Source organism: Priestia sp. YIM B13490 (assembly GCF_042787735.1).
Lineage (GTDB): Bacteria > Bacillota > Bacilli > Bacillales > Bacillaceae_H > Priestia > Priestia megaterium.
In genome coordinates, this window is sequence record NZ_JBHZOT010000004.1 from 55,619 (window position 1) to 82,366 (window position 26,748).

Genomic DNA, 26,748 nt, shown 5'->3' on the forward strand with positions numbered 1-26,748 from the left:
AATCCTGCTTTGAAACAAAAAAAGAAGCCTCTACTCGGCTTCTTTTTTTTGCGCAGAGAAAAAGATGCGCTCACTGTTTGAAGTAGGCTCACTCATTTTGAAATCTGCACTTACTTCTATATTTATAAAACCAGCTTCGCTCAGCCATGATTGATAATGGTCAATCGACCAAGTGCGCTGAGCATGCACCTCATCAAAGCGATGATATGCATCCATTTCTTCATCATAAGCAAAAAACGTAATATCATGCTCTACGCGCGTGTCTGTATCGTCATAGGTGCAGTTCCAAATGTATGACACGTCTTCATCTACGTAAGAAAAAGATTGATTTCCAAATACGTCTTTCATCTTGTGCACTGAATGAACATCAAATATAAAGAGCCCACCTGGTTTTAAGTGCTTATATACACGTTGAATGGTTTCTTGAACTTCTTTATCACTTTGCAAATAGTTCAAAGAATCACAAAAGATTACTACACAGTCGAACTCTTTCAATAACTCAAGTTCCGCCATGTTTTGCTGAAAAAGAGATAGCGTTAACCCTGCTTCTGCCGCCTTTTCCTGGGCTACCATAAGCATATCATCAGACAAATCAACGCCTACTACGGAGAAACCTTCTTGTGCAAATCGAACGGAGAGTTCTCCCGTGCCGCAGGCAAGGTCTAATATACTGTCAGGCTTTGTTTTCGCTTTTGCCACCTGCTGATTAAAAAATTCAGCCCAATCGTCATACGGAACGTCTGCCATTAGCTGATCATATACGTAGGCAAATTCTCCGTACCTGCTCATAGCTGTAGCTCTTCTGAACTTACAAATGGTGCATCTCCCCATAAGCGTTCTAAGTTATAATATCCGCGCTCATCTTTATGGAAAATGTGAACCACAACATCTCCAAGATCAACAAGAACCCACTTAGCCTGCTCAAATCCTTCTAAACGCTTCACAGAAATGCCTTGTTCGTGTGCTTTTTCTTTAATTTCACGAGCGATTGCCTGCACTTGTTTATCTGAGTTACCGTGACAAATAACAAAATAATCTGCCACAAGTGAGATTCCTTCCATATTTAACGCTACGATATCGATTGCTTTTTTATCGTCTGCTGCTTCTACAACAAGAGATAGCAATTCACGTTCAGTCATGTGTTTGACCTCCTAAGATTAAATCATTATATGTCATCATCGTATCGGGATAAACGGCCTGATGTTTAGTCATTAAAAAAGAAATGGTGTTTTTCAGTGATTGAATAAGTGCTGCATTTAAGTCCGTTTTAGCTAACTCCCGCACTTCATCAACACCTGGAAATCTCCTTCCGGGTTCAATGTAATCAGCAACGTACACAATTTTTTCAAGTAACGTCATGCCAGGTCTTCCAGATGTATGGTAAGCAATCGCATCCAATACTTCCTTATCCGTAATCCCTATTTCATTTCTCACTAAAAACGCGCCTACTGGAGCATGCCATAATTCTGTATTGTATTCCAATAAAGAAGGGCTCATGTTTTGATCAATAATAATTTGCTTCATCTCTTCCTTCGGACGAAACTTGGCGTAGTCATGAAAAATAGCAGCCAATTCTGCTTTTTTTTCGTCTGCTTCAAAACGCTTAGCTAATTCAATTGCTGTTTCCATTACCCCGACAGTATGAATATAACGGCGTTCTGTTAACTGTTTCTTTACGATTTCTAATGCCTCAGTTCGATTCATATAATTGATTCTCCTCGATATATTGTTTAACACCAGCAGGTATAAAATAACGAATGGTTTCTTTCTTTACTACTCGTTCGCGAATAAAGGAAGAGGAGACATCAAACTGCGGAACTTCTACTTCTTTTATCGGGTAAGGGGACGTAATGGTATACCCCGGGCGTTTTACACCTACAAATGTAACCAAATTGACTAATTCATCAATTTCATACCACTTCGGCAAATATTCTACCATATCAGCACCAACGATGAAATAAAACTGATATGTTGGATATTTCTCCGTTAGTATTCTCATCGTATCATATGTATATGAAGGCTCTTTGCGCTCAAATTCGATGGGCTGCAGGGTAAATTGATCATGTTCTTCAATAGCTAGCTTTAGCATGTGTAAACGATGATATGGCTCAATAGGCTCTCTGATTGTTTTATGAGGTGGAATATACGACGGCATGAACCATATCTCATCTAATTTCAAGGCATGCAAAACCTCATTTGCCATCATTAAATGCCCCAAATGAGGCGGATTGAATGTTCCACCTAAAATTCCAATACTCTTCAACAATCCCCGACTCCTTTAATTTACTTCATTTTTAAATAGAGCGGGTTTCCCCGCTCTATTTCATTTCACTTTTGGAAGCATTAACTGCTTATTTTCGCGTGATTCTTTATATAATACAATTGTATTTCCAATCACTTGTACAAGCTCTGCTTTTGCTCCTTTTGTTAATCGAGCAGCAACCGTGTCACGATCTTCGTCACAGTTTTGCAGAATGCTTACTTTTAATAATTCTCTTGCTTCTAATGCATCAGCAATTTGACCAATCATATTTTCATTGACTCCACCTTTTCCTACTTGGAAAATTGGATTTAAATGATGTGCTTTTGAACGTAAAAAACGTTTTTGTTTACCTGTTAACATAAAAACCTCCGTTGTATCTTATCTCTTAGTTAGTGTTGAAAGAACAATGTGTTCCATTGCCTCTTCGTCAGGACGGACGTTCGTCCACTTTTCAAATGCAAGTGCACCTTGCAGTACAAACATACCGACACCGTTATGAGTGCCTGCCCCTTTTGCTTCAGCCTCTTTTAAAAGCTTTGTTTTTAAAGGGTTGTAAATAATATCGCTGACTACGGCTTCTTTTTGCAATAAAGTAAGTGCTAATGGCAGCTCATCCACGTTAGGGTACATTCCCACTGAAGTGGTATTAATAATAATATCGAATGTATCTAATTGTTTTTCTGCATCAGAAATAGACATCGCCGCTGTTTTCGTCGAAAAAGGCAGCTCGTTAGCTAATACAGCTGCTTTTTCGGCGGTACGATTGCATATCGCAATTACCTCAGGAGCATGCTGAGCTGCAATTGTATAAAAAATAGCTTTTGCAGCTCCTCCAGCTCCAATAATTAAAATTCTTTTTTGGGATAAGCTTCCTTCTACTGCTTTGAGCAAAGACGTCACATACCCCTCACCGTCGGTATTGTATCCAATATAACGGCCATCTTGATTAACAACTGTATTTACAGCGCCAATTGCCTTTGCTAATGGATCGACTTCATCCAAATGCTTCATAATATCAACTTTATAAGGAATCGTGACATTAAATCCTTGAATGTTTTTATCTTTTAGCTCTCCAATGGCTGACTCAAAATGAACAGGTTCAATTGGAAAAGCTTCATAATGAGCATCCATATTCAGACGTTTAAAGGCATCATTTTGCATCAATGGCGATAGTGAATGCCCAAGCGGATAACCAACTAGCCCATATAATGTACTCAAGATTTTTTCCCCTTTTTGTTTAAATTAAAGAATCGCGCACAAATACGCCGACTCCTTTTGGTGCATGCGCCACAACTTTTGAACCTGACTCATTAACCGTCACCCAGCCCAGCCCTGAAAAAACAATATCCGTTTTTTCATTTTTTATTGTAAATTCATGTGCAACCAGTTCAGGAAACTCATCCATTTGCTCTGGGCGCGGCGGCTGAAGCAGTTCACCTGCTTGCTTTTCATACAACTCATCTGCTTTTTCAAGCTTCGTACGATGGATATGCAAATCGTTCGATACATAACATGTTAATGACTTGCGGCCCCCCTGTACATAATCTAAGCGCGCCAGTCCTCCGAAGTATAACGTTTGCCCTTCATTTAGCTGATAAACCTTCGGCTTTATTTCTTTTTTAGGAGAAATCAGCTTTAAGTCTCGTTTATCTACATAGTGAGCCATTTGATGGTGATTAATAATACCAGGCGTATCATATAGAGATGCGCCGTTATCAAGCGGGATATCAATCATATCCAGCGTTGTGCCCGGATATTGAGATGTAGTAATAATATCTTTTTCTCCCGTTACTTCTTTAATAATGGCATTAATAAATGTTGATTTACCAACGTTTGTACATCCCACAACATATACATCTTTACCTTCGCGATAATGTTCAATGGCTTCGGCAATTTCTCGAATTCCTTGTCCTTTTTGCGCACTCATGAGGAACACATCCACTGATTTTAGCCCAAGCTCTTTCGCTTCTCGCTTCATCCAATGAATTAGTTTATTTTTCTTTATAGACTTTGGCAGTAAATCTGCCTTATTTCCCACTAAAAGGACCTTGTTATTTCCAACAAATCGATGCAAACCAGGTAACCAGCTGCCGTTAAAGTCAAAGATATCTACAACTTTTACAACTAAACCGTCCGTTTGACCAATTCCATTTAAGATTTTTAAAAAATCATCATCTGTTAAGGAAACATCTTGTACTTCATTATAATGCTTCAAGCGAAAGCATCGCTGGCAAATAATAGCTTCTTTTTCTAGTGCTGATTTTGGAGCATAACCAAGTTCATTTGGTCGTTCTGTTTGAATCTCCACTCCGCATCCTACGCACTGTAATTTTTCTTCACTCACGTTTTAATCCTCCCAGTTAATCATACCTTTTCGTTTCATCCAACCTAGAATTCTTCGTTCCATTTTACGGTTAAATTTCGTTACAAATCCATCTGTTTGCGCAACTGGTACAACCAAAACCGTATATACGCCGAGACGATTTCCTCCTAATACATCCGTTAAAAGCTGGTCACCAATCACTACAACCTCATCTTTTTGCAGCTCCATATCACGAAGAGCTCTTCTAAATGCTTTACGCATCGGTTTGCGTGCTTTATATACAAATGGAAGTCCAACTGGATCTGAAAACAGCTTGACTCGTTTCTCCACATTATTCGATACAATCGTAATTTTAATTCCACTATCTTTCATTAACTGAAACCACTCAATTAATTCCGGAGTGGCATCAGGGCGATCCCATTCCACCAACGTGTTATCTAAGTCGGTAATAATTCCTTTTATTCCGCGCTCTTTCAAATCGTCTGGCTTAATTTGAAACACGTTTTTCACATGTTCATTTGGTAAAAAAAGTTTCAACACGTATCATGCACCTCGAATATATAGTTACATACTAAAATTAACGCCGTCTATCATTATAACGACTTCTTGTTATTTTCCAACCTAAAATTTTATTCTCTTCAAAAACAGGTCTTTTCTTAGTATAAAGGATATGCCTTGTGAATGCTTTAACTTTATACAGAAAGTTATTGACAAAAGGTAGCAAACCTCTATTTGTTCGTAGGCTTACGATATATTCACCCTCTGCAAACTTAAAATAAAAAATAGTGCAGAAAACGTTTATTACTGATCAAATAGGGTAAGTGGTAAACAAATTCTGTTAAAAGTTTTCGACAAAAAATGATAAGCCTAATTATGTGGATAAGTTTATACACATTATCCTCTGTTATAGTTCAGCAATTAATGGTAATTATAAACAACATACCCACATTTTATCCACCGAAAGCTGTGGATAACAGAACGATTGTTCCTTTATTTGATTCATGTTAGATTATAAATAAGGAATTTATTAGCATTTAAATATAACTTTTTAGGATATTTATTTTAGTAGGAGGTGGCGGCAATCTTATGAGAAAATTATCAGATGAGCTGCTTATTGAATCATACAGCAAAGCAACCGAACTGCAATTAAGCCCTGATTTTATAAAATTAATTGAAGAGGAAATTGAAAGAAGATCATTAAAGATTAGCATACAAATTCCTTCTTAACGAATAAAAGAGCCTTCTTAATAAAAGAAAGCTGCATCTTCATTTATCTATCTACTCTTTTATTATATAGGCTCTATTTTTTCAAATGAGCAATTGGTTCTCCATACTTTACATAAGAACCTGAGTGGACGTTAGAATCAAAAATGATTGAGTTCTTCTCAAATAATAAAATGACAGTCGAACCAAACGTGAAGTAAGCCATTTCTTCCCCTTTTTCGACTACTTCTTTTTTAGAAACCGCTTCAATGCTGTTGATAAACATGGCTCCTACTTTTACCATCAGCATGTGACCATTTTCAAATGTTAACTCCGTGAGCTTCCGGAAATTTTTCACCAGCGGTTCTTTTCCGTACTTGATTCCTAATGAATTTACTGGATAAGACTTTTGTCCAACGGTCCACGTATTCCCCACTTGGGCTTTAAGAGGACTGTGAATACGATGATAGTCTTTCGGACTAAGATAGAGAATAATAAACTGTCCCTCTATATATTTTTCAAGAATGAGATCATTTGAAACCATTTCCTGTATAGAATAAGGTTTGTTTTTTACAATCATTTCTTTTTGAGGCGTAATGACTCCATATGCTTCTATCTTTGCATCTACAGGACTGACAACGCTGTCTTTCTGCTGGTCGACCGGACGGGCAGAAGGATTCAAACGGCGAATAAATAGCTCGTGTAAGGTTTGATAGTGATGCAGAGGCTTGTCCATTTCTTCTTTATTTACTTTAAAAACTTTTGTATAGGAGGGTATAACAAACCGACTCCATTTAGAAAAAGTGAATTTCCGAATGAGCTTCGATGATCCTTGATGATTCGTAAGCTCAATAAACGTTCGATACAGGTGCTGCAACAATAATTTTACCTCCACATACTGAATAGTTCTTTACTAGAATAAGGTTTGCGTCTACAATGAAATTACCATTATTTTTACCTTTAGTTCATTCCATCCTTTAAAGGAGTGAGGAAATTGTTTTTATTAGACTATCTAGATCATACAATTAAAAAGCTGAGATCCCAAGCGGCAAACTCCTTAACGATTGTTAATTTAAGTTTAGGAAGCTTTGCTATTTTATTTGTCATGAAAAATGAATTGAACTTAAGTTTATTACTGATTTTTTTAGCAGCGTTAGCAGACCGATTCGACGGCATGGTAGCCAGAAAGCTGCAAATTGAATCTGAACTTGGAAAACAACTGGACTCCATGTGCGATATTATATCATTTGGCATCGCTCCAGCTCTACTACTTTATCAAAGTATTTTGTCTCACTTTGGTGCTGCAGGTTCAATTGTTACCATCTGTTACATTGCTTGCGGAGCACTTCGTCTTGCTCGCTTTAACATCACAGAAAATACTGGGTATTTTACAGGGCTCCCTATTACCGCAGCAGGTTGTTTATTAACTCTTAGCTACTTGGGCGTCCCTTATTTGCCTTCACACTTTTATATGTTTTTAATTATCGTACTCGCTTGCTTGATGATTAGTACTTTCAAGCTAAAAAAAGTGTAGAGCTCCATTTACTTTTGCAGAGGAATATTATCGTCTTGCTTCTTTTCCTAGTTATAGAATAAATCATCTTCTTTAAGAAACAAAGCAAAAATTCCTTAAGAATTCTTAAGAATGAATGGTTCTATTCGGTAGGATATGTCATCTAAAAAAACTCATGCACATGCATGAGTTTTTTTTAACACCAGCAGCTAAAAAACCAATAGAAGCTTCCGAAAATTAATAACAGGACAAACAGAACAATCAACAATCCAAGTCCCCAGCCGAAGCCTCCTCCACATGGGTAAGCTGGATAATTAGGATAACAGCAGCCTCCGTAACCGTACATACTTTCCCTCCTTACACTATGAACTACTACTAGCGTATGTACATACTTTTTCTCTGTATAGGCTGGTAACTATCTATAAAGAAAAATCTGTGGACTTTTTCAAACTCTCTTGTCCCCGGGGGGAATTTTAAACGTACAGGCAAAGACATCCTTCTTTTTACATATAGTGTAATGTTAGTCTCTCACAAGTTGATATCCCCTTATGGAGGTGAAGAGATGTCTGCATTATTTACCGCACTAGGCTATTTCTTTAAAGAATTGGTTTTCCTTGTTTCCTACGTAAAAAACAATGCCTTTCCTCAACCCTTGTCTGCTGCTGAAGAAAAGAGATATTTATCTTTAATGGAACAAGGAGATCAAGAAGCGCGAAACCTTCTTATCGAACACAATCTCCGGCTCGTTGCGCATATTGTTAAAAAGTTTGAAAACACGGGAGAGGATGCGGAAGATTTAATTTCAATTGGGACAATCGGTTTAATTAAAGCAATCGAAAGTTATTCGCAAGGAAAAGGAACAAAATTAGCTACTTATGCCGCACGATGTATTGAAAATGAAATATTGATGCACTTGCGAGCGCTCAAAAAAACAAAAAAAGATGTGTCTCTGCATGATCCAATTGGCCAGGATAAAGAAGGAAATGAAATCAGTTTGATTGATGTATTAAAATCAGAATCAGACGATGTAATTGATATGATTCAACTAAATATGGAATTAGAAAAAATAAAAGAATACATCGATATTCTCGATGATCGGGAAAAGGAAGTAATTGTTGGTCGCTTCGGTTTGGATCTGCAGGATGAAAAAACCCAGCGAGAAATTGCAAAAGAATTAAATATTTCAAGAAGTTATGTTTCGCGAATTGAAAAGCGAGCGCTGATGAAAATGTTTCACGAATTTTACAGAGCCGAAAAAGAGAAAAAAAAGAGCGGAAAGAAGGAGAATTAATCCTTCTTTCCGCTCTTTTTTTAAAATAATTTCCAAATAATAATCCGTAGCAAACACATCATTACTCCCCCTACTAATCATTTAGGTGGAATCTTTCTCCACAAGTAGCCATACAACGATATATCCTTTTTGATTAATCATCATTCATCCACTCCTTTCCACTGTTCAAATTAGAAATGACGGTAAAACTCATACTTGCGGTCTTTTATTTCTTCTTCTAATTGTCTTACATACTGTTCATGCTTAATTTCTGCCTCAGAGTATTGACGAGACTTTATGGTAATAGTTAAAAAGAAAATGTTCAGTGTCATTACAATCACCTCCTTATACACAAAAAAGCCACAGTAATGCATAAGCATCCTGTGGCTGAAAAATAATAAAAACCACAGGGCTACTATTCGCACCTGTGGTGAATTAACGTGTTTTAATGATCAAAGTAAGAAAGTTACTTGATACAGGAACACGGCCGAATAGTATACGTATATAGACGATTTTTGAACATAGTTGAAACTAGATGACCCATAACTGATAAACGTCTTAACATATGACTCGACCTCCTTTTAATAAAGTATTTTCCTTACAATGGTAATTATATCCACGGACTCATAAAAAGTAAACTGTTTTTTTGAAAAATAGGGAATTTTTTTATTTTTTCAACCCTCATAAAAAAAAGACGATGTATGATCGTCTTTTTATATCTATTATTCTTTTTCTTTCATTAGTTCTTTTTTCAGTTTTTTAGTTTGATAACTAAAATAAAAGGCAAGGGCGGCAAAAAGAATAACGATGGCTTCCATTATTCCAAGCTGCATATCACTTTTTTCACCTTGGCCAATCATAACACCAATGTACAAGAATGTACTTACGGCTAGAAGGACGTAAATAAAGCGGCTGTAATCTTCAATTTTTGCTTTGATGCTTTGAGCTTTCATACAATCACCTTCTCAGTAGAATGTTATAACTCTACTCTATCATAGATCTATAGGTCTATAAAAATCCTATTTTTACCACCCTCATTTCAATGCCTCTTCTAAGTCTTCAATTAAATCTTCTACATCTTCAAGGCCTACAGAAATACGAATTAATCCATCTGTAATTCCTAGCTCTTCACGTCGGTCGCTCGGTATAGAAGCATGAGTCATTTTAGAAGGAATGGAAATAAGGCTTTCAATGGCTCCTAAACTTTCTGCTAATGTAAAATACTTCACTTTGCTCAGTACTTGTTCGGCTTTCTCTTCGCTTCCCACATCAAAAGAAACCATTCCTCCAAAACCTCTTGCCTGCTTTTTAGCAATGAGGTGGTTTGGATGGGTTTTTAATCCTGGATAATATACTTTTGTAACAGCAGGATGAGCAAGTAAAAATTCTACTATTTTCCCAGTGTTGAATTCATGTTCTTCCATTCGTATTCCTAATGTTTTAATCCCCCTCATCAAAAGCCAAGAATCTTGGGGCCCTAAAATGCCTCCAGTCGCATTTTGAATAAAATGAAGGTCTTCTGCCAATTTAGACGAATTCACAACGGCTAGCCCTGCTACAACGTCACTGTGGCCGCCTAGATACTTAGTTGCACTGTGCAGAACGATATCCGCACCTTTTTCGATAGGGTTTTGCCAATACGGGGTACTGAATGTGTTATCAACGATGGTAAGTAAATGATGCTGTTTAGCTACTGAAGAAGCCTGCTGCAAGTCAGTAATTTTTAGGAGAGGATTCGTGGGAGTCTCGATATAAATAGCTTTTGTGTTGGGGCGAATTTCTTTCTTAATATTTTCGATGTCGCTTGTATCAATAAAAGTAGCTTCAATGCCAATACGGCTCAGCACTTTTGTAATCACTCGGTACGTTCCTCCGTAAACGTCATCTGTAATTAGCACATGATCTCCGCTGTTAAACAGCATGAATACAGCAGTAGTAGCTGCCATACCAGATCCAAACGCAAACCCAGCATATCCTCCTTCAATTTCTTTGATAAGTTCTTCTAAGGCGTGTCGTGTAGGGTTACCGGTTCTAGAATATTCGTATCCCGTATGTTTCCCAGCTCCCTCTTGTTTATAAGTGCTCACTTGATAAATAGGAACAGAGACAGCACCCGTCTGTTCATCGCCAACAATTCCACCATGAATTAACTGTGTTTTACGTTTCATCTTATCTTCCTCCACTGTAAATATTTTTACTTAAGTACCGTTCGCTGCTATCGGGAAAAATAGTGACAATATGAGCGCCTTTTTCTGCATTTTTTGCTTCGAGCAGGGCTGCTTCGAAGGCTGCTCCTGAAGAGCTCCCTACTAGTAACCCTTCTTTTAAAGCCAGCTCTTTCACTCTTTGAAAAGCATAAACATCTTCAACAGTATGAATAGCATTAAAATAAGACCGCTCCATATAATCAGGGATGAACTCCATTCCAATTCCTTCAGTTAAGTGAGGGCCGGATTTCCCTCCGTTTAAAATCGAACCTTCTGGCTCAACAATGACTGTTTTTAGAGAAGGATTTTTTTCTTTCAAAAATTTTGCTGTACCCATAAATGTTCCACCTGTACCTGCTCCAGCTACAAACACGTCGATTTTTCCATCAAGCTGTTCATATATTTCTGGCCCTAAGGTTTTGTAATAAGTCATAGGATTGGCCGGATTAGCAAACTGCTGAGGACAATAAGAACCAGGTATTTCACGCAGCAGCTCTTGAGCCTTGTTTATAGCACCTTTCATACCAGCTTCAGTAGGTGTTTGAACCACCGTTGCCCCCAAAGCCTTCATAAGCTGCTGTTTTTCAATACTGAATTTTTCTGGAACACATAGTATAACATTTATTTCGTGCTGAAGAGCAGCTAAAGCCAGCCCAATCCCCGTATTTCCAGCAGTAGGCTCAACCACCGTTCCGCCTCGATTCAGTCTTCCAGAGCTAAGAGCTTCTTTCAGCAGTTCTTTTCCTAAACGATCTTTTACACTTCCTCCTGGATTAACATATTCCAGTTTAGCAAATATCCTGATTTCTCTGGGTAAATCAAATTGTGTAATCTCAATCATAGGTGTGTTTCCAATCAATTCATGAACGTTTTTGGCTACCTTCATAAGCTTGAACACCTCGCTATCGAATAATATAACTTAACCTATAAATAAAGTCGGAATTAAGGTAAAAATATAGTCTACACCCCATGTTATGATAAACGATGCAGAGTGTAGACGAAAACAAACTCTATATTTTACGAACAGCTTATTTTAATTTTGTAATAAAATTCAATACTAATTTCGTTGAATTAACAGCTGCTTTTTCTAAAAATTGCTCAAAAGAAACATTTGATTCTTTGCCGGCGATGTCAGAAAGAGCACGAAGAATAACAAACGGTACGCCAAATTGATAGCATACTTGAGCAACAGCCGCCGCTTCCATTTCAGCTGCATACAGGTCTGGAAACTTAGAGCGAACAAACTCTACGCGCACAGGATCGTTCATGAACGAATCACCTGTAGCAATTAGCCCTTTTACAATTTTCATATCCGTTACTTCAAGAGCGCTTTCTTCAGCAAGACGAACTAGTTTTTCATCTGCTTTAAAAGCTGCAGGCAAGTTTGGTACTTGACCGTATTCATAGTTGAATACCGTTACATCTACATCATGATGACGAACTTCTGTTGAAATAACCGCATCTCCTACGTTTAACTCCGGATGGAAGCCGCCTGCTGATCCTGTATTAATAACGTAATCAGGTTTGAACTTCTCTAGTAAGATGGCTGTAGATAACGCAGCATTTACTTTTCCAATACCTGATTTTAATAATACAACCTCCACACCGCTGATTGTTCCTGTCGAGTATTCACATCCTGCGATTACTGTTTCTTGACGATTTTCAATTTTATCGCGTAAAATCGTCACTTCTTCTTCCATTGCTCCAATGATTGCTACTTTCATTTTAAAACCTCTTTCTACTATTGTTTCGTTGCCTCCAATACCCACACAAAGTGATTAAATTGTGTAAAGGTTATGTGAAAACCATTGCTTTCAAAGATTTGCTTTAAGACGGGAATCGTTGTATAGTATTCCCTCTCTAGATCTTCTGCTAGTTGCGTATACCCTTTTTGTTTTGCCTGAACAATGGTATCAGCAAATGAATCTGCTGTTTCAAACATTGTATCAGCAAACACTATTTTACCACCGGTTTGAAGTAACTTTCCATAGTTTATCACAGCTTCTTCTTTTTCTTTATCTGTCAAATGATGAAAAGCATACGTACTAACTAAGCTCTCTGCTGGAAACAATGATGTATCAAATTGTAAAAAGTCTCCTGGTGTGACTAAAACATCTGCCCCTAATTTCTGGTGTGCCAATTGTCTCATTGGTACTGAAGGTTCAATTCCTACTACAGTCAGTTCTTTTTCTAACAGTTTTTTTGTTAAGTTTCCAGTCCCTGTTCCAAATTCTATCACATGCCCTATTGAACGGTCTGCTACATACTCTAAGATTTCATTATAATTGCGAAACACTTCTCTATACTGTTCATCTTTCCCGCTTACCGATGCATCATACTCATTCGCCCACTTTTCAAAGATATCTAAAAACTCTAACCCCATAAAAAACGCCTCCTTATAACTAATAATTCTTATGGATATAGTATGTTTTTAGCTATCGTTTGTTCTTCATTTACAAATTATTTTAAGCTTTTAACTTTCTATTTGCTATACTATAGTAATGAGGTAAGGAGGTCGTAAGATGAATTTTGAATTTGAAATGATTGAAGATAAAATAGAATTTTTTGAAGCGCCTGATGTTAAAATGCTTGAGAAACAAATTGCGGAAAAAATTGATCAAAATAAAGCGATTTTGCTTGAGGTTCATAGCGTATCTCATCAAATGTCTGTGGACTATGAACAAGGTAAAAAACTGTACTCTGCGGTTGTTCATTTCAAATTAAAAAAGCAGCGCTAGCGCGCTGCTTTTCTTATTGAAGCTTATCCACTACTGCGGGCTTCCAGCCTTCTCCATCTACCCATTCAATTTGAACGCGGTATTTTGTTGATGAGTTGCCTTTAGGACTAACCGTAGCTACCGCTTTACCTACGCCACCGTTATTCCCTAAACGCCATACGGTCATATTGCTTGGGCTAATGCCTGACCCTTCGCCTACAGCTTTTAGCATTTCGTTCCAATCCGTTGATCCTTTTTTATAAGTTGCTGCAGGTGCATCTTGTGACGTACCTACTGAATCCCATGAAGGATCTACCTTGCGTTCTGCCACGCCAGGCTCTGGATTTTTCTCTACTTCAGCCTGTGAATCTGAGTCATTTGATTCTTCATCTGTTGCTTGATCATCTTCAGAGCTTTGGTCATCTTCAGAGCTTTGGTCATCTTCAGAACTTTGATCGTCCGTTGCTTGATCATCTGTTGCTTGATCATCTTTCGAAGAATCATCGTCTTTTTTAGCCGTCTTGTCCGTTTTTTGGTCATTTGTTTGCGGATTGTTTTGAGTTGTTTCCGCTTGGTTATCCGATTTATCCTTGTTTCCAAGAATCATCGTACCACCGACAAATACAATTAAAACTGCTACGACAGCAATTAACAGATTATATAATCGGTTTACTTTTTTTTCTTTGTTTTCGTGTCTTGAAGAACGATTGTTATTCATTGCTACAATTTCCTCCAACTTTTATAATGCTTTATTCTAACATGTGTTTTCTTATACATGAAGCATCAAAATTTATTTGAAGTATATTTGTAATATTTTTTACAAATTCTTCTTGTTTTAACGTGTATTTAAGTCATACATCCCTTTAACAATATCATAAAATACGCTGTTTGTGGGAGATATCGCACTTTTTGTATTTAAATCCACTACTACCATTGCATATTTTGGATCATCTGCAGGAAAGTAACCCGCAAACCATTTATTGACGATATCTTCTTTCACATTGATTTCAGCAGTTCCTGACTTTCCTGCCACTTCATAAGGAAGCGTTTGAAATCTTCTTCCTGTTCCTTTTTCGCTCTGTACGACACCTTTTAAAAGCTGTTGCATAGAAGCAGCTGTGGCTTTATTAATGGTATCTCCTTTTAGCTCGTGCTCTTTAAACGTATACAATGACGTGTTGTTTTTATACTCTAGTGCATCTACAGCTTTTACCTGTTTCTTTTCTCCTCCGCGTGCAATTGTCGCCATCATATTTGCTACTGCAAGCGGGGTCACTTTTACATCAAGCTGTCCAATTGCCGTTTGAGCTACAGCATTTGGTACTTTCTTTTCTCTTTCATTTGTCCAAACTCTTCCCGATTTTTCTCCTAAAAACTGCTTAAAATGTTCAAAGTGAAACACATCACCCGTCCATCCTACAGGCTGAATAAGCCCTAACTTATCGGCATATTGTTCAAGGATATTCGGATTAGATATTATCATTTCTTTTGCTAGCTGTGCAAACGTTGCATTACAACTTTGCGCGAAGCTTTCTTCAAACGTCAGCTGCCCTTTTTGATGATCTTCTTCTACATTATTGCCATAAATACTTTTATCACAGTTATAGGTAAAAGAAGGCTGAATTTTATTTTGTTCAAGCGCTGCAGCTGCTGTTATGGTTTTAAATATAGATCCAGGAGTTTGTGGCGTCAGCAAACGATTTTCTACGCTGTCTGAACCATTTTGCTTTTTAAATGGATCTTTCTTATTAATCGAAGGCCTACTGGCCATCGCAATTACTTTATTGTTTTTTATATCAATTAAGACGGCTCCTCCGTCTTTTAACTTATAATGATTTAATGTATTCTCTACTAGCTCCTGAGCAGACAAATCAAGCGTCGTACGCACACTGACTGGATAATACGGGTTAGCTGTGCCCGTGTATTTTACATCGATGCCAAACATAGGCCCACCTAGGCGATCAACATGATAAAGGAGCTTAGACTCCTGTTCCGGCAGCAAAAACTCGTCAAAAGCCCTCTGCATCCCTGAGATACCTACAGGCGTAGTTGATTTAATTGCTCCATTTTTTAATTTGTCACTATACTTCTCTTCAATTATTTGTTTGCTTTGTGCCTCTAGTCCGATTAAATGTTCAGCAAGAGGAACTGGACGCTCATCTTTTAGAGGAATTCCAAATACGCCAGGTACCTTTAATGCATTTATTTTTTCGACTTGTGCATGGGATAATTCTTTTGTAATAACAACCGGTGTTTTAGCATTCGCTAGTCTGTTCGTTAGTTCCTTTGGTTGCATTCCCACGATTTCACTTACTTGCTGAACAGGCCACTTCATTTTTTCTAAAAATGGAAACAGGACTAAGCGATTATGGGTGATAGATGTTAAAGACTGTCCATTTTTATCTTCAAATTTCCCTCGCCCGTCATCTACCACCATTTCCTGCGTACGCTGTTTTACGCTTCCTTCAATTAAGTTAATCTTTTTGTCAGTAAAAGATTCTGTGCTGACAAGCTGAAGTTGAACAAGCCGTGCTCCCAGTCCACTAATTAATAATAAAATAAAAATAAGAGTAATATAAATTCGCTTGTGAATTATTTTCATGACTACACCTCACTCTTTACAAGTGTCGACGTTGCCATTACTTTTAAAACCATTATCTTAAGAAATATTCATTCTTTTTTTCGTTTCACAAAAAAACTTGCTGATTCAGCAAGTTTTTATTATTAATTTTCTGTTAAAAATTGTTGAGTTGTTCTTAGCTTTCCTATTTTCGGAAAGATGTAAGAAAGAGTTGCTTCATGCTCTTCTTTTGTAAATGTCGCCATGGCATCCGTGATAAAAATTTGGTTATACCCATACTGAAATGCTTCACGAGCTGTGCTTTCCACACCAATATTTGTTGCAATCCCGCAAAGGACAATTGTATCAATTCCTCTTCGGCGAAGCTGAAGGTCTAAATCTGTCCCAAAAAAGGCTCCCCACTGACGTTTTGTCACAATATAATCATTCTCTTGAACATTAAGTCTTGGATCGAATTCCGCCCAGTCTGCAGGTCTTTCTTGAGGAGCAGATGGCTTTTGATCCGTTTCTGGCGTTAACGCATCTTTTCCATCTTGAAAATCTACTCGTACAAAACTAATAAATCCATTTTGTTCGCGGAAACGATTCACAAGCTGAACAGATTTCTCCACAATTTCGTCTCCTCCAATTGGAACAATCCCTTTTTGTAAATCAATTAAAACAAGCGCTGTTTTAGCAAAATCGATATCTTTCATTTTCATCTTTCCTTTCTTACATATCTTTTCTATTCACTCCGCTTTTTAAAATCATATAAAAAAAGCTGACGCGTGTCAGCTTTTTTACTTACGAGCATTCAGTAGAACGCTTCCAACCAAATGTTTTACTTAACAGATACAATTTTCACTGACATATCTCCACCAGGAGTTTGAACAGTTACTTGATCTCCAATTTGTTTGCCCATTAGACTTTTAGCAATTGGCGAATCATTTGAAATTTTCCCTTCAAACGGATCTGCTTCTGCACTACCTACAATTGTATACGTTTCTTCGTCACCATCTGGCAGCTCTACAAATGTTACAGATTTACCTAATGATACAATAGAAGAGTTTTCTACATCTTCTTCAATAATTTTCGCATTGCGAATCATATTTTCAAGCGTTGTAATACGGCCTTCTACGAAAGCCTGCTCGTCTTTTGCAGAATCGTACTCAGAGTTCTCCGATAAATCTCCAAAACTGCGGGCGATTTTGATACGCTCTACAACTTCTTTACGTTTTACTGTTTTTAAATATTCTAGCTCTTGCTCTAGCTTTAGCTTTCCTTCTTCTGTCATTGGAAATACTTTTTCTTGTGCCATAATCCCTTCACTCCTTCTTGAACTCAAAATCTCTAGTGTATACAGTCCATTTCTGTATGTACAAAAAATTTTCCACTCTGTGGAAAAATCAGTTAATAGAGAAATGACAGCTTCAAAACAGAAGCTGCTCGTTTCTCTATTCTTTATAATGTTTGTGTTTAGTTAGCAGAATATGTCTGCATTGTCTTCAAAAAAATTCCTGCATCTATGCTATGTTATTATAAAATGGCATTTTGTTCAAGAATTGTTTGAATTTTAGTGACCATCAAGTCAATCGCTACGTGGTTTTGACCGCCTTCAGGAATGATAATATCTGCATAACGTTTTGTTGGTTCAACAAACTGATTATGCATCGGGCGAACGACAGATACGTATTGATCAACAACTGACTCAAGCGTACGCTCTCGTTCTTTAATATCACGAAGCATACGACGAATGATACGAAGATCCGCATCTGTATCTACGTATAGCTTGATATCCATTAAATTACGCAAGCGCTGATCTTCTAGTACAAGAATACCTTCTAAGATAATAACATCTTTTGGTTCTTCTCTAATTACCTTTTCAGAGCGCGTATGAATTGCGTAATCATATACCGGTTTGTCAATGCTCTCATAATTTAATAAGTTTTGCAAGTGTTCAATCAGCAAATCATTATCAAATGCTAAAGGATGATCGTAGTTTGTTTGCAAACGCTGTTCAAACGGTACATCGCTTTGATCTTTATAATAATAGTCTTGCTCAAGAAGCATAATAGAATGCCCTTTAAAATATTCATAAATAGCTTTGGTTACAGTTGTTTTACCAGAACCGGATCCACCAGCGATACCGATTACAACGGGCTTTTTCCCCATTTTATATTTAAATCCCCTTTCGCATCATGTTATATGAAAATAGAGGTTGGTCCACTTTAAATTTCACAATTTGCAGCGGATGACGCGCAGCATCTAGTTCATTGCCATCTTCGTCCCAAATTTTATCTATTTTTTGCGTAAAGTTTTTAATTTCCGGACCGAAAAATTCCACTTCTTCTCCCGGTTTAAAATAGTTACGCTGTTGCAATGTCACGATGCTTGTTTCTTCATCATAATTCAATACTAAACCAGCAAAATCAAATTTTGTTTTCTTGCCGTGTACGCCAAACATTTGCTCATCTACTCCAGGAACTCCTTCAAAAAAGGCAGGAGCCGTATCGCGGTTTGCACATTTGTCTAGCTCATCAAGCCATTCTTTTTGAATCACAAAATTCTCAGGATCTGCACAGTATGCGTCAATCACCTTGCGATACACGCTCACCACTGTTGCGATATAGTGAATCGACTTCATACGTCCTTCAATTTTTAAGCTATCAATACCCAGCTCAATCATTTGAGGGATAGATTGAATTAAATTTAAGTCTTTTGGACTCATTGCAAACGGATCGTCTTGCTCATCAAATAAAGCCGTTTCCGTTTTACCGTCTTCTACTTTAAATAAATCATAGTCCCAACGGCATGATTGACAGCAGCCTCCGCGGTTTGAATCACGCGCTGTCATATGGTTACTTAGCACGCAGCGGCCTGAATAGGCAATACACATCGCTCCATGAATAAAAGCTTCAATTTCAATATCCACTTTTTCTTTCATTTCGCGCATTTCTTCAGCACCCGTTTCACGAGCAAGTACAACACGTTCTAATCCTTCTTCTTTCCAGAACTGAACGGCTTTCCAGTTTGAAAGTGATTGCTGCGTACTTAAATGTACTTCAAGCTTAGGTGCAACGCGTCGACAGGTTTCGATAATTAACGGATCAGCGACGATGATTCCAGAAACACCAGCGCGCTCTAATCCCATTAAATAATCTTCAAGTCCGTCCATATTTTCATTATGAGCAAAAATGTTTGTTGTAACATAAATACGTGCGCCGTATTTGTTTGCAAACTGAACACCTTCTGCCATTTCTTCAAATGTAAAGTTATCTGCATTTGAACGAAGGCCAAACTCTTTTCCTCCGATAAACACAGCATCTGCTCCATAGTGTACGGCAACTTTTAATTTTTCAAGGTTACCGGCTGGAGCTAACAACTCAGGCTTCTTAGTAATCACTCGTTTACCTTCTACTACAGTATCGATTTGAACAGCCATCGTTTGTACCTCCTTTGTTTATCTTTCTTTGCATGCTTTTTAATATACCGTTTCTTTAAAGAAAAACCCTGTGTCTAACGGACGGTTAATCGGCTGCAAGCTTTCAATTTCTTCTAACAAATCGTCTTTAACGTTTTCGTATTCTTCACGGTCATCTACACATAAATCAATCGCTTGACGATATTTTTTTGTTACTTCTAAAATATATTGCGGTGACTTTAATACGCCGTCAATTTTGAATACATCTACTTCAGCATCAATCATTTCGGAAAGCTCATCGATAATGCACATATCATTTGGACTCATAATGTGCGTTCCATTTTCATCTTCGAAAATTGGATACTTATTGTTTCGCTCATTATCAAGTAAAAACATATCTTTTTCCACTTTACGATTTTCAATTTCCATGACTTTTCCTTGATACTCAAAGTAGTTGCCAAGAAGTGAACGTTTTGATTGGAACATGCACGTCATGCCATGCACCTGAACTTCAATTTCTACTTCGGCTTTTTCTTTGATATCAATGATGCTATCCATGCTTAGCTCACGAGCAAGAACTGCGCGCTTAGCTCCTTTACGCCCCCAGTAGTTACATGAATACCAGTTTGTGCCCGTTGTTTCAGTACTCCAGTGCATCTTCATTTCTGGAGCTGTTTCACGCACTGCCATCAATACAGCAGGATCTCCAAATACAATCGCATCCACGCTTGCTTCTTTTAAGAATAAAATATATTCATTTAGTTCGGCGATTTTATCATTGTGAAATAATCCGTTCATCGCTACGTAGACTTTTGCATTATGCTGATGAGAAATATTTACAGCTTCTACGATATCTTCACGTTTGAATTCACCTGCTAAACGCAAACCGTAGCGCTGTTCACCAACCATAATAGCTGTTGCTCCAGCTTGTAGTAATGATTCGATTTCTGAAACTGCAGTTGGTGTCACTAATAGTTCTGGTTTTTTCATTCTTGGTCACCTCTTTTAATACTAATCGCGATTCCGTCTCCAATAGGGAGAATAGTTGTATAATAATCGGGATGATTCATCAGCCACGTATTGTATGCCTGAATTTTTTTAATTAAGCTGCGACGTCGACGTGTTTCTACTTCGGCCAAATCGGTCGCTACATGACCTTTAAATAGTACGTTATCCGAAATAATCATTCCTTTAGAAGAGAGCATCGGCTCATAATGTTCAAAAAAACGCTGATACTGACCTTTAGCTGCATCAATAAACACTGCATCATAAGGACCATGACGTTCAATCTCATCTCTAAGCTCTAGTGCATCTCCAAACAACGACACAATTTTATCTTGTTTTCCCGCCCGTTCAATAAATTCTTGCGCTTTTTGGTAACGCTCTTCATTTCGTTCTACCGTAACCACTCGTGCCTCTGGAAGCGCATGGGTCATTCGAATAGACGAATATGCAATCGCTGTTCCAATTTCTAATATATGTTTTGGCTGATGAAGACGAAGAATTTGCAATAGCGTTTCAACACCAATCAATTCCATAATCGGAACGTGATGTTCTTTTGCATAAGCTTCCATTTCTTCAATAAGCTCCTGGCGCTTAGGAATAAGCTTTTCCACATACTGCTCTACGTTTTGTAAAAGCAAAACACTTCCTCCGTTCTCAGAAGTACATTTTACATTATGTTTTCATAACGTTTTATTACTGCAAAATAGTAAGACAACTAGTCTATTATAAGTTTTTTTCGTTTTTACGTAAACCCGATATATTTTAACATAAAAGATGGGGAATGCGAAGTATCGCGATTCCCCAATTTTAAATTTCCACTTATTTTTCGGTATTTTGCTTTTCTTTACCTGTAATATGCTTGGCTTTTTCTTTGTTATGTTCTTCTAACGTTTTGGTAAAAATAACTTTTCCTTCAGGTGTGGCCAAGAAGTATAAATAATCTGTATTGGCTGGATGTAACGCAGCTTTGATTGACATCAAACCAGAGCTGGCAATTGGTCCTGGAGGCAACCCTTTCACTTTATAAGTATTGTAAGGGGAGTCCACTTCTAAATGCTTATAGAACACGCGGTCTTTATGCTCTCCTAAGGCATATAAGACGGTTGGATCCGTTTGAAGAGGCATATTTTTTTCAAGGCGATTATAAAAGACGCTGGCAATTTTTTCTCGGTCGACTTTTGCAGTTGCTTCCTCTTCAATCAGAGAAGACATGGTTAACAATTTATGTGCACTGAATTTTTTCTTCTCCATTTGCCCACTGTACTGACCTAATACATTATTTGTTTTCCCTACCATTTTATCCAATATTTCATCTAACGACACATTTTTATCATAAAAATCATACGTAACGGGATATAAATAACCTTCTAGCGGATGTTTAATATCTTTTTGCATCACTTCATCCGTTACTAAATCTGGATATTTTTCTTTCATTTTATTGACGAATGCCTTATCGTCTAGCTTTTTCATGACTTCGTCTTTTGTAAACTTTGTATTTTTAGCAATGATATCAGCAATTTCGACAAGCTGACGTCCTTCTGGAATGGTGACACGAATATCCGGTTGTTTTGAAACCTCGCCTTTTTCCATTTTTTCAACCATTTCCCCTAAGCTCATGGAAGGAGAAAATAAATACGTTCCAGCTTGAAATCCAGACACATGGGTTAATTTTACGTAATAGCGAAATGCACTTTTACTTTTAATTAAATCTTCTTTTTGCAATACCGTACCAATCGATTGGACGGAAGAACCTTGTGGAATGGTCACATTTACTTTTTTATTGCTGTTTCGATCCACGGGCGTTAAGCGGGATTGAGCATAGAAAAATGCACCGCCAACTAGTAAAAGAAGTACGATAATTGTAATAAAAATAACTCGTTTTTTTCTTGAACGATTAGGTGGTAAAAATGTTTGTTGCGACAAGCAGCTTCCTGGTTAAATCTACTTCTGTAAAAGAAGATACAACCAGTTTCACCTCTTTTCTTCTTGATTTTTTATAAGTATGAACAGAGAGGAGACATGAGATTGCGATTCATTCGTATCGCCTATAGGTGTGAGATGGTATCGCTTCCTTAAACTCTCGCCTCTTCTAAAATTTTTCCATGATTTATGTTATTGTCTGCCCAAAGTCTAGTTTCATCCGTTCAAACAATGAATTCTTTTATTAAAATGCACTCTCACACGCAGGAATTATTATACTACAATTTATCTTATTTTTCGTCATTATCATACAATCTGCCCTAAGAATGCAAGGAAAAACCTTTTTATATCTAAAAAGAACAGCCGCTATGTAAAAAAAAGCTGATAACGATTGTCATCAGCTTTTTCACTATAATTATTCGCCTTCTTCGTCAAGGAATGTATTAACCATTTCCTCAACCATGTCCCACTCTTCTTCTGTTTCAATCGGTTGAAGCTCACCGTCTTGACCGTCTTCACTTGGTGTGAAAGCAGATGCATGAATTTCAATTTCCTCTTCATCATCTTGGTCTGCTCCGATTGGATAGTAAATTACATATGATTTGTTATATTGATCAGAATCAAATGTGAATAAAATTTCGCATAGCTGCTCATTTCCATTCTCATCGACGATTGTAATTTTATTTTCTTCTACGCTCATGTTTGCACCTCATTTTATATTGTAAGCTCTTAGCTTAACTTTTTCTTCAGCGAAAAGCAAGCCGTTCAGTTATTTCACTTCCCTTTTACGTACAAAAGAATATGCAAAAGGGAAATTCATAACTTTTCAGCTGAGGCAAAGCCTGCTGCTTTTCTTACTGCTTGCTGTCTAAGTATCCTTGAAGAATCATAACAGCTGCCATTTTATCGATTACTTTTTTGCGTTTCTTGCGGCTTACATCGGCAGACAGCAGTACTCGCTCTGCTGCCATCGTCGACAAGCGCTCGTCCCACATCATCGTTTCAATGTTAAGTTTTTCTTTGACGTTGTCAGCAAACTCAATGCACGCTTCGCCTCGAGGGCCAATCGTACCATTCATATTTTTAGGAAGACCCACTACGATTTTCTCTACGGAATATTCGTCAATTAGTTGCTGTAAACGAGGATATGATTGCTCCATCTGCTCATCTGCAATTTTAATTGTTTCAATTCCTTGCGCTGTCCATCCCATTTCATCACTAACTGCCACACCAATTGTTTTGGTTCCTACATCTAATCCTAATACGCGCATTTATGAATCCTTTCGATGCTGTTGTAAATAAGATTTAACAAGTTCTTCAATGAGCTCGTCTCGCTCTAACTGGCGAATTGTGTTTCTCGCATCGTTATGACGAGGAATGTAAGCAGGGTCTCCTGATAACAAATACCCAACGATTTGGTTGATCGGGTTGTAGCCTTTTTCTTGCAGTGCGTCATAAACCGTAAACAATACTTCATGTACGTTTGTTTCAGCTGGCTCATCTTGAAAATTAAATTGCATGGTTTTATCAAATGAACTCACGGTCCCACCTCACTCTCTTAATTTGTGAACACATTGTGCACTATGCTAAGTCTTATTTATATTGTACACCAAGAAAGAGGAGAATTAAACGGATTTAACCCATTCTTCTACAGTGCCAAGTGCTTTTTCAATTTGGCTAGCGTCTTTTCCTCCAGCTTGCGCCATGTCAGGACGTCCGCCTCCGCCTCCGCCGCAAATCGTCGCTACTTCTTTAACAAGTTTGCCTGCATGATGGCCCTTAGCAATTAAATCTTTTGTTACACCTGCAATAATATTTACCTTTTCACCTTGTGGAGAAGCTAATACGATCACAGCGGATTCTAATTTTTGTTTTAAATCGTCAACCATTGCGCGAAGGTTATTCATATCCGTTGCATTCACTTTCGCTGCTAGTACATTCACACCATTAATGTTTTGCACGCGGTCAACGAGATTGCCAGCTTCAATATTGCCAAGCTTTGTAGATAGTGAATCATTTTCACGCTGAAGGTTACGAATTTCTTCTAGTAATCCTTCAACTCGCCCTACTAAATCACGCGGGTTGGATTTTACTTTTGCCGCAGCTTCTTTTAGTAAGCCTACTTGATCGTTCATTAACTGATAGGCAGCTTTTCCAGTTACAGCTTCAATGCGTCGAGTACCTGCACCGATTCCCGATTCTGATACAATTTTAAATAAACCGATAACAGACGTATTTGGCACGTGACATCCACCACATAATTCTAAGCTGTAGTCGCCTACTTGTACTACGCGCACGATATCTCCGTATTTCTCACCAAATAGCGCCATTGCACCCATCGCTTTTGCTTCGTCAATTGCTTTGTTTTCAATTTGTACAGAGATGCTGTCCCAAATCTTTTCATTAACGATTTGTTCAATTTTCTCGAGCTCTTCTTGTGTCACTTGACCAAAGTGAGAGAAGTCAAAGCGCAAGCGATCCGCTGTTACTAAAGAACCCGCTTGATTAACATGCGTTCCTAACGTATCTTTTAATGCTTGATGCAATAAATGCGTTGCCGTATGGTTTTTCACAATCGCACTGCGGTTTTCTTCATCAAGCGTCGCCGTATATGTTTCACCTTTTACAAGCTCACCGTTTGTTACAGCTACCGTTTGGACATTTTGGCCGTTTGGCGCTTTTTGAACGTCTTTTACTTGCGCTGTTCCTGCAGCACTTTGGATCGTACCTTGGTCCGCAATTTGACCGCCGCTTTCTGCATAGAATGGCGTGTGGCTTAAGATGACTTGCGCTTCTGTTCCAGCTTCAGCGCGGTCAACAAGCTCACCGTCTACAATAATTGCTTCAACAACTGTTTCTACTTCATTTTTATCATAGCCAACAAACTCACTTGCAACGGTTACTTCACCAAGTACGCCGCCTTGAACTTGCATAGAACTAGAATCTTGACGAGCAGCACGCGCACGCTCACGCTGTGCTTCCATTTCACGTTCAAAACCTGCATGATCAATTTTCATGTTCTCATCTTCTGCATATTCTTCCGTTAATTCAACAGGGAATCCATACGTGTCATATAAACGGAAAACATCTTCGCCTTGTACCGTATCACTGTTTTGCGCTTTTTCTTTTTTAATAACGGTTGCCAAAATAGCTAGTCCGTCATTTAACGTTTCGTGAAAACGCTCTTCTTCATTTTTTACTACGCGCTGGATAAAATCCGTTTTTTCCTTTACTTCCGGATAGAAATCAACCATGATTTCACCTACTACCGGCACTAGCTCGTACATGAACGGACGATTAATGTTTAACTTTTTAGCATAGCGAACTGCTCGGCGTAACAAACGGCGCAGCACATACCCACGGCCTTCATTTGAAGGAAGCGCACCATCACCTACAGCAAATGTTACCGTACGAATATGGTCAGCAATGACTTTAAATGCCGTATCTTGCTCATCATTTGTACGATATTTAGCGCCTGAAATGTTTTCTGTTGCTTCAATAATTGGCATAAACAAATCTGTATCAAAGTTTGTTTGCACGTCTTGAATAACAGAAACCATACGCTCTAAGCCCATTCCCGTATCGATGTTTTTCTTTGGAAGCGGCGTGTACGTGCCATCAGGATTGTGATTAAATTGAGAAAATACAAGGTTCCAAATTTCTAAATAGCGCTCATTTTCTCCACCTGGATATAATTCGGGATCAGTTAGGTCATTTCCATATGCTTCTCCGCGATCATAAAAGATCTCTGTATTTGGACCACTCGGACCTTCTCCGATATCCCAGAAATTACCTTCTAAACGAATGATGCGCTCTTTAGGCACGCCCATTTTTTCATTCCAAATCTTAAATGCTTCTTCATCTTCAGGGTGAACTGTTACAGATAGCTTATCTGCGTCGAATCCAATCCATTTATCGCTCGTTAAGAATTCCCATGCCCATTGGATGGCTTCTTCTTTGAAATAATCACCGATAGAGAAATTGCCAAGCATTTCAAAAAACGTATGATGGCGAGCCGTTTTACCTACGTTTTCGATATCGTTTGTACGAATGGATTTTTGTGCGTTACAAATACGCGGATTTTGAGGAATAACACGACCATCAAAATATTTTTTTAATGTAGCTACTCCACTGTTAATCCATAATAAAGATGGATCTTCATGCGGAACTAAAGATGCGCTTGGTTCTACATCATGGCCTTTTTCTTTAAAGAAATCTAAATACATTTGACGAACTTGTGCTGACGTCAGTTTTTTCATGATTGGTCCTCCTTTAATACTCTTCTTATTTATAGACAAAAAAATGATGACATAAAAGCATCTATTTTCTCCGTGTACAAAAGCAAT

The 26,748-nt window shown here is 37.9% G+C and carries 33 protein-coding genes; 4 read left to right on the forward strand and 29 right to left on the reverse strand.

Features of this window, described 5'->3' with window-relative positions; genetic code table 11:
- Positions 1 to 30: 30 nt before the first annotated feature.
- Genes ACFX4R_RS14645 through ACFX4R_RS14680 form a run of 8 tightly spaced genes read right to left on the reverse strand, consistent with a single transcriptional unit; the run spans position 31 to position 5,123 of the window.
- Complete coding sequence (locus tag ACFX4R_RS14645) at positions 31 to 789, reverse strand: class I SAM-dependent DNA methyltransferase (RefSeq protein WP_043976170.1); 759 nt, start codon at positions 787 to 789, stop codon at positions 31 to 33.
- On the reverse strand, positions 786 to 1,139 hold the full coding sequence (gene rsfS, locus ACFX4R_RS14650; protein WP_013085071.1) for a ribosome silencing factor: 354 nt from the start codon (positions 1,137 to 1,139) through the stop codon (positions 786 to 788). The genes ACFX4R_RS14645 and rsfS overlap by 4 nt, the downstream gene beginning before the upstream one ends.
- Positions 1,132 to 1,704 carry a bis(5'-nucleosyl)-tetraphosphatase (symmetrical) YqeK gene (yqeK, locus tag ACFX4R_RS14655; protein WP_162214981.1) on the reverse strand — a complete coding sequence of 191 codons (573 nt, stop codon included), beginning with the start codon at positions 1,702 to 1,704 and terminating at the stop codon, positions 1,132 to 1,134. The genes rsfS and yqeK overlap by 8 nt, the downstream gene beginning before the upstream one ends.
- The gene (locus tag ACFX4R_RS14660; RefSeq protein WP_377569876.1) at positions 1,691 to 2,263 is read right to left on the reverse strand and encodes a nicotinate-nucleotide adenylyltransferase; all 573 of its coding nucleotides are present in this window, start codon (positions 2,261 to 2,263) and stop codon (positions 1,691 to 1,693) included. Before ACFX4R_RS14660 ends, yqeK begins: the two co-directional genes overlap by 14 nt.
- Positions 2,264 to 2,323: 60 nt before the next feature.
- Positions 2,324 to 2,623 carry a ribosome assembly RNA-binding protein YhbY gene (yhbY, locus tag ACFX4R_RS14665; protein ID WP_043976166.1) on the reverse strand — a complete coding sequence of 100 codons (300 nt, stop codon included), beginning with the start codon at positions 2,621 to 2,623 and terminating at the stop codon, positions 2,324 to 2,326.
- Positions 2,624 to 2,641: 18 nt separating this feature from the next.
- On the reverse strand, positions 2,642 to 3,481 hold the full coding sequence (gene aroE / locus ACFX4R_RS14670; RefSeq protein ID WP_080781554.1) for a shikimate dehydrogenase: 840 nt from the start codon (positions 3,479 to 3,481) through the stop codon (positions 2,642 to 2,644).
- 19 nt (positions 3,482 to 3,500) lie between these two features.
- Entirely contained in the window at positions 3,501 to 4,607 is a 1,107-nt protein-coding gene (gene yqeH, locus ACFX4R_RS14675) for a ribosome biogenesis GTPase YqeH (protein WP_043976164.1), read from the reverse strand.
- A gap of 3 nt (positions 4,608 to 4,610) precedes the next feature.
- Entirely contained in the window at positions 4,611 to 5,123 is a 513-nt protein-coding gene (locus tag ACFX4R_RS14680; protein WP_013059263.1) for a YqeG family HAD IIIA-type phosphatase, read from the reverse strand.
- Between the two features lie 549 nt (positions 5,124 to 5,672).
- On the opposite strand from ACFX4R_RS14680, the gene ACFX4R_RS14685 reads away from it, so the two are divergent.
- The gene (locus tag ACFX4R_RS14685; RefSeq protein ID WP_013059264.1) at positions 5,673 to 5,813 is read left to right on the forward strand and encodes a sporulation histidine kinase inhibitor Sda; all 141 of its coding nucleotides are present in this window, start codon (positions 5,673 to 5,675) and stop codon (positions 5,811 to 5,813) included.
- A gap of 73 nt (positions 5,814 to 5,886) precedes the next feature.
- Here the strand turns inward: ACFX4R_RS14685 and ACFX4R_RS14690 are convergent, their stop codons facing one another.
- The gene (locus ACFX4R_RS14690) at positions 5,887 to 6,669 is read right to left on the reverse strand and encodes a phosphatidylserine decarboxylase (RefSeq protein WP_280560322.1); all 783 of its coding nucleotides are present in this window, start codon (positions 6,667 to 6,669) and stop codon (positions 5,887 to 5,889) included.
- Positions 6,670 to 6,783: 114 nt separating this feature from the next.
- Between ACFX4R_RS14690 and pssA the strand changes: the two genes are divergently transcribed.
- Positions 6,784 to 7,323: a CDP-diacylglycerol--serine O-phosphatidyltransferase gene (pssA, locus tag ACFX4R_RS14695; RefSeq protein ID WP_013059266.1), complete on the forward strand. Its 540-nt coding sequence runs from the start codon at positions 6,784 to 6,786 to the stop codon at positions 7,321 to 7,323.
- A 175-nt stretch (positions 7,324 to 7,498) separates the two neighbouring features.
- Here pssA and ACFX4R_RS14700 read toward each other — a convergent pair whose 3' ends face one another.
- A complete protein-coding gene (locus tag ACFX4R_RS14700) occupies positions 7,499 to 7,648 on the reverse strand; it encodes a hypothetical protein (RefSeq protein ID WP_014458166.1) in 150 nt (49 codons plus the stop codon).
- A 216-nt stretch (positions 7,649 to 7,864) separates the two neighbouring features.
- Here ACFX4R_RS14700 and sigK point away from each other — a divergent pair, with 216 nt between their 5' ends.
- On the forward strand, positions 7,865 to 8,593 hold the full coding sequence (gene sigK / locus ACFX4R_RS14705; protein WP_013059268.1) for an RNA polymerase sporulation sigma factor SigK: 729 nt from the start codon (positions 7,865 to 7,867) through the stop codon (positions 8,591 to 8,593).
- Positions 8,594 to 8,763: 170 nt separating this feature from the next.
- On the opposite strand, the gene ACFX4R_RS14710 is transcribed toward sigK, so the two are convergent.
- From ACFX4R_RS14710 to ACFX4R_RS14735, 6 genes are all read right to left on the reverse strand, one after another.
- Entirely contained in the window at positions 8,764 to 8,904 is a 141-nt protein-coding gene (locus ACFX4R_RS14710; RefSeq protein ID WP_013059269.1) for a YrzI family small protein, read from the reverse strand.
- Positions 8,905 to 9,294: 390 nt separating this feature from the next.
- Positions 9,295 to 9,525, reverse strand: a complete 231-nt coding sequence (locus ACFX4R_RS14715) for a YrhC family protein (RefSeq protein ID WP_043976163.1) — start codon at positions 9,523 to 9,525, stop codon at positions 9,295 to 9,297.
- 81 nt (positions 9,526 to 9,606) lie between these two features.
- Entirely contained in the window at positions 9,607 to 10,740 is a 1,134-nt protein-coding gene (locus ACFX4R_RS14720) for a bifunctional cystathionine gamma-lyase/homocysteine desulfhydrase (protein WP_280560325.1), read from the reverse strand.
- A 1-nt stretch (position 10,741) separates the two neighbouring features.
- Complete coding sequence (locus tag ACFX4R_RS14725; RefSeq protein WP_043976161.1) at positions 10,742 to 11,665, reverse strand: PLP-dependent cysteine synthase family protein; 924 nt, start codon at positions 11,663 to 11,665, stop codon at positions 10,742 to 10,744.
- Positions 11,666 to 11,807: 142 nt separating this feature from the next.
- The gene (mtnN, locus tag ACFX4R_RS14730; protein ID WP_028411671.1) at positions 11,808 to 12,503 is read right to left on the reverse strand and encodes a 5'-methylthioadenosine/S-adenosylhomocysteine nucleosidase; all 696 of its coding nucleotides are present in this window, start codon (positions 12,501 to 12,503) and stop codon (positions 11,808 to 11,810) included.
- 17 nt (positions 12,504 to 12,520) lie between these two features.
- Positions 12,521 to 13,162 (reverse strand): class I SAM-dependent methyltransferase, encoded by a 642-nt coding sequence (locus ACFX4R_RS14735; protein WP_013059274.1) that lies wholly within the window; start codon positions 13,160 to 13,162, stop codon positions 12,521 to 12,523.
- Between the two features lie 139 nt (positions 13,163 to 13,301).
- Here ACFX4R_RS14735 and ACFX4R_RS14740 point away from each other — a divergent pair, with 139 nt between their 5' ends.
- Positions 13,302 to 13,517, forward strand: a complete 216-nt coding sequence (locus tag ACFX4R_RS14740) for a DUF2536 family protein (RefSeq protein ID WP_013085082.1) — start codon at positions 13,302 to 13,304, stop codon at positions 13,515 to 13,517.
- Between the two features lie 13 nt (positions 13,518 to 13,530).
- Here the strand turns inward: ACFX4R_RS14740 and ACFX4R_RS14745 are convergent, their stop codons facing one another.
- From ACFX4R_RS14745 to alaS, 13 genes are all read right to left on the reverse strand, one after another.
- The gene (locus ACFX4R_RS14745; protein WP_057274045.1) at positions 13,531 to 14,214 is read right to left on the reverse strand and encodes a YrrS family protein; all 684 of its coding nucleotides are present in this window, start codon (positions 14,212 to 14,214) and stop codon (positions 13,531 to 13,533) included.
- Between the two features lie 117 nt (positions 14,215 to 14,331).
- Entirely contained in the window at positions 14,332 to 16,098 is a 1,767-nt protein-coding gene (locus ACFX4R_RS14750) for a peptidoglycan D,D-transpeptidase FtsI family protein (RefSeq protein WP_043976159.1), read from the reverse strand.
- A gap of 122 nt (positions 16,099 to 16,220) precedes the next feature.
- Entirely contained in the window at positions 16,221 to 16,778 is a 558-nt protein-coding gene (locus ACFX4R_RS14755) for an isochorismatase family protein (RefSeq protein ID WP_026106703.1), read from the reverse strand.
- Between the two features lie 119 nt (positions 16,779 to 16,897).
- Positions 16,898 to 17,374: a transcription elongation factor GreA gene (greA, locus tag ACFX4R_RS14760; protein ID WP_013059279.1), complete on the reverse strand. Its 477-nt coding sequence runs from the start codon at positions 17,372 to 17,374 to the stop codon at positions 16,898 to 16,900.
- 218 nt (positions 17,375 to 17,592) lie between these two features.
- On the reverse strand, positions 17,593 to 18,228 hold the full coding sequence (udk, locus tag ACFX4R_RS14765; protein ID WP_013059280.1) for a uridine kinase: 636 nt from the start codon (positions 18,226 to 18,228) through the stop codon (positions 17,593 to 17,595).
- 7 nt (positions 18,229 to 18,235) lie between these two features.
- Positions 18,236 to 19,498, reverse strand: a complete 1,263-nt coding sequence (locus ACFX4R_RS14770; RefSeq protein WP_013059281.1) for a peptidase U32 family protein — start codon at positions 19,496 to 19,498, stop codon at positions 18,236 to 18,238.
- 39 nt (positions 19,499 to 19,537) lie between these two features.
- Positions 19,538 to 20,467: a peptidase U32 family protein gene (locus ACFX4R_RS14775; RefSeq protein ID WP_028410597.1), complete on the reverse strand. Its 930-nt coding sequence runs from the start codon at positions 20,465 to 20,467 to the stop codon at positions 19,538 to 19,540.
- Positions 20,464 to 21,120 (reverse strand): O-methyltransferase, encoded by a 657-nt coding sequence (locus ACFX4R_RS14780; RefSeq protein ID WP_013059283.1) that lies wholly within the window; start codon positions 21,118 to 21,120, stop codon positions 20,464 to 20,466. Before ACFX4R_RS14780 ends, ACFX4R_RS14775 begins: the two co-directional genes overlap by 4 nt.
- A gap of 181 nt (positions 21,121 to 21,301) precedes the next feature.
- Complete coding sequence (gene mltG, locus ACFX4R_RS14785) at positions 21,302 to 22,405, reverse strand: endolytic transglycosylase MltG (protein ID WP_013085087.1); 1,104 nt, start codon at positions 22,403 to 22,405, stop codon at positions 21,302 to 21,304.
- A gap of 412 nt (positions 22,406 to 22,817) precedes the next feature.
- Complete coding sequence (locus ACFX4R_RS14790; protein WP_013059285.1) at positions 22,818 to 23,102, reverse strand: DUF1292 domain-containing protein; 285 nt, start codon at positions 23,100 to 23,102, stop codon at positions 22,818 to 22,820.
- Positions 23,103 to 23,256: 154 nt separating this feature from the next.
- Complete coding sequence (ruvX, locus tag ACFX4R_RS14795; protein ID WP_013059286.1) at positions 23,257 to 23,673, reverse strand: Holliday junction resolvase RuvX; 417 nt, start codon at positions 23,671 to 23,673, stop codon at positions 23,257 to 23,259.
- Positions 23,674 to 23,943 (reverse strand): IreB family regulatory phosphoprotein, encoded by a 270-nt coding sequence (locus ACFX4R_RS14800; RefSeq protein ID WP_013059287.1) that lies wholly within the window; start codon positions 23,941 to 23,943, stop codon positions 23,674 to 23,676.
- An 84-nt stretch (positions 23,944 to 24,027) separates the two neighbouring features.
- On the reverse strand, positions 24,028 to 26,661 hold the full coding sequence (alaS, locus tag ACFX4R_RS14805; RefSeq protein ID WP_097824621.1) for an alanine--tRNA ligase: 2,634 nt from the start codon (positions 26,659 to 26,661) through the stop codon (positions 24,028 to 24,030).
- Between the last annotated feature and the right edge of the window lie 87 nt (positions 26,662 to 26,748).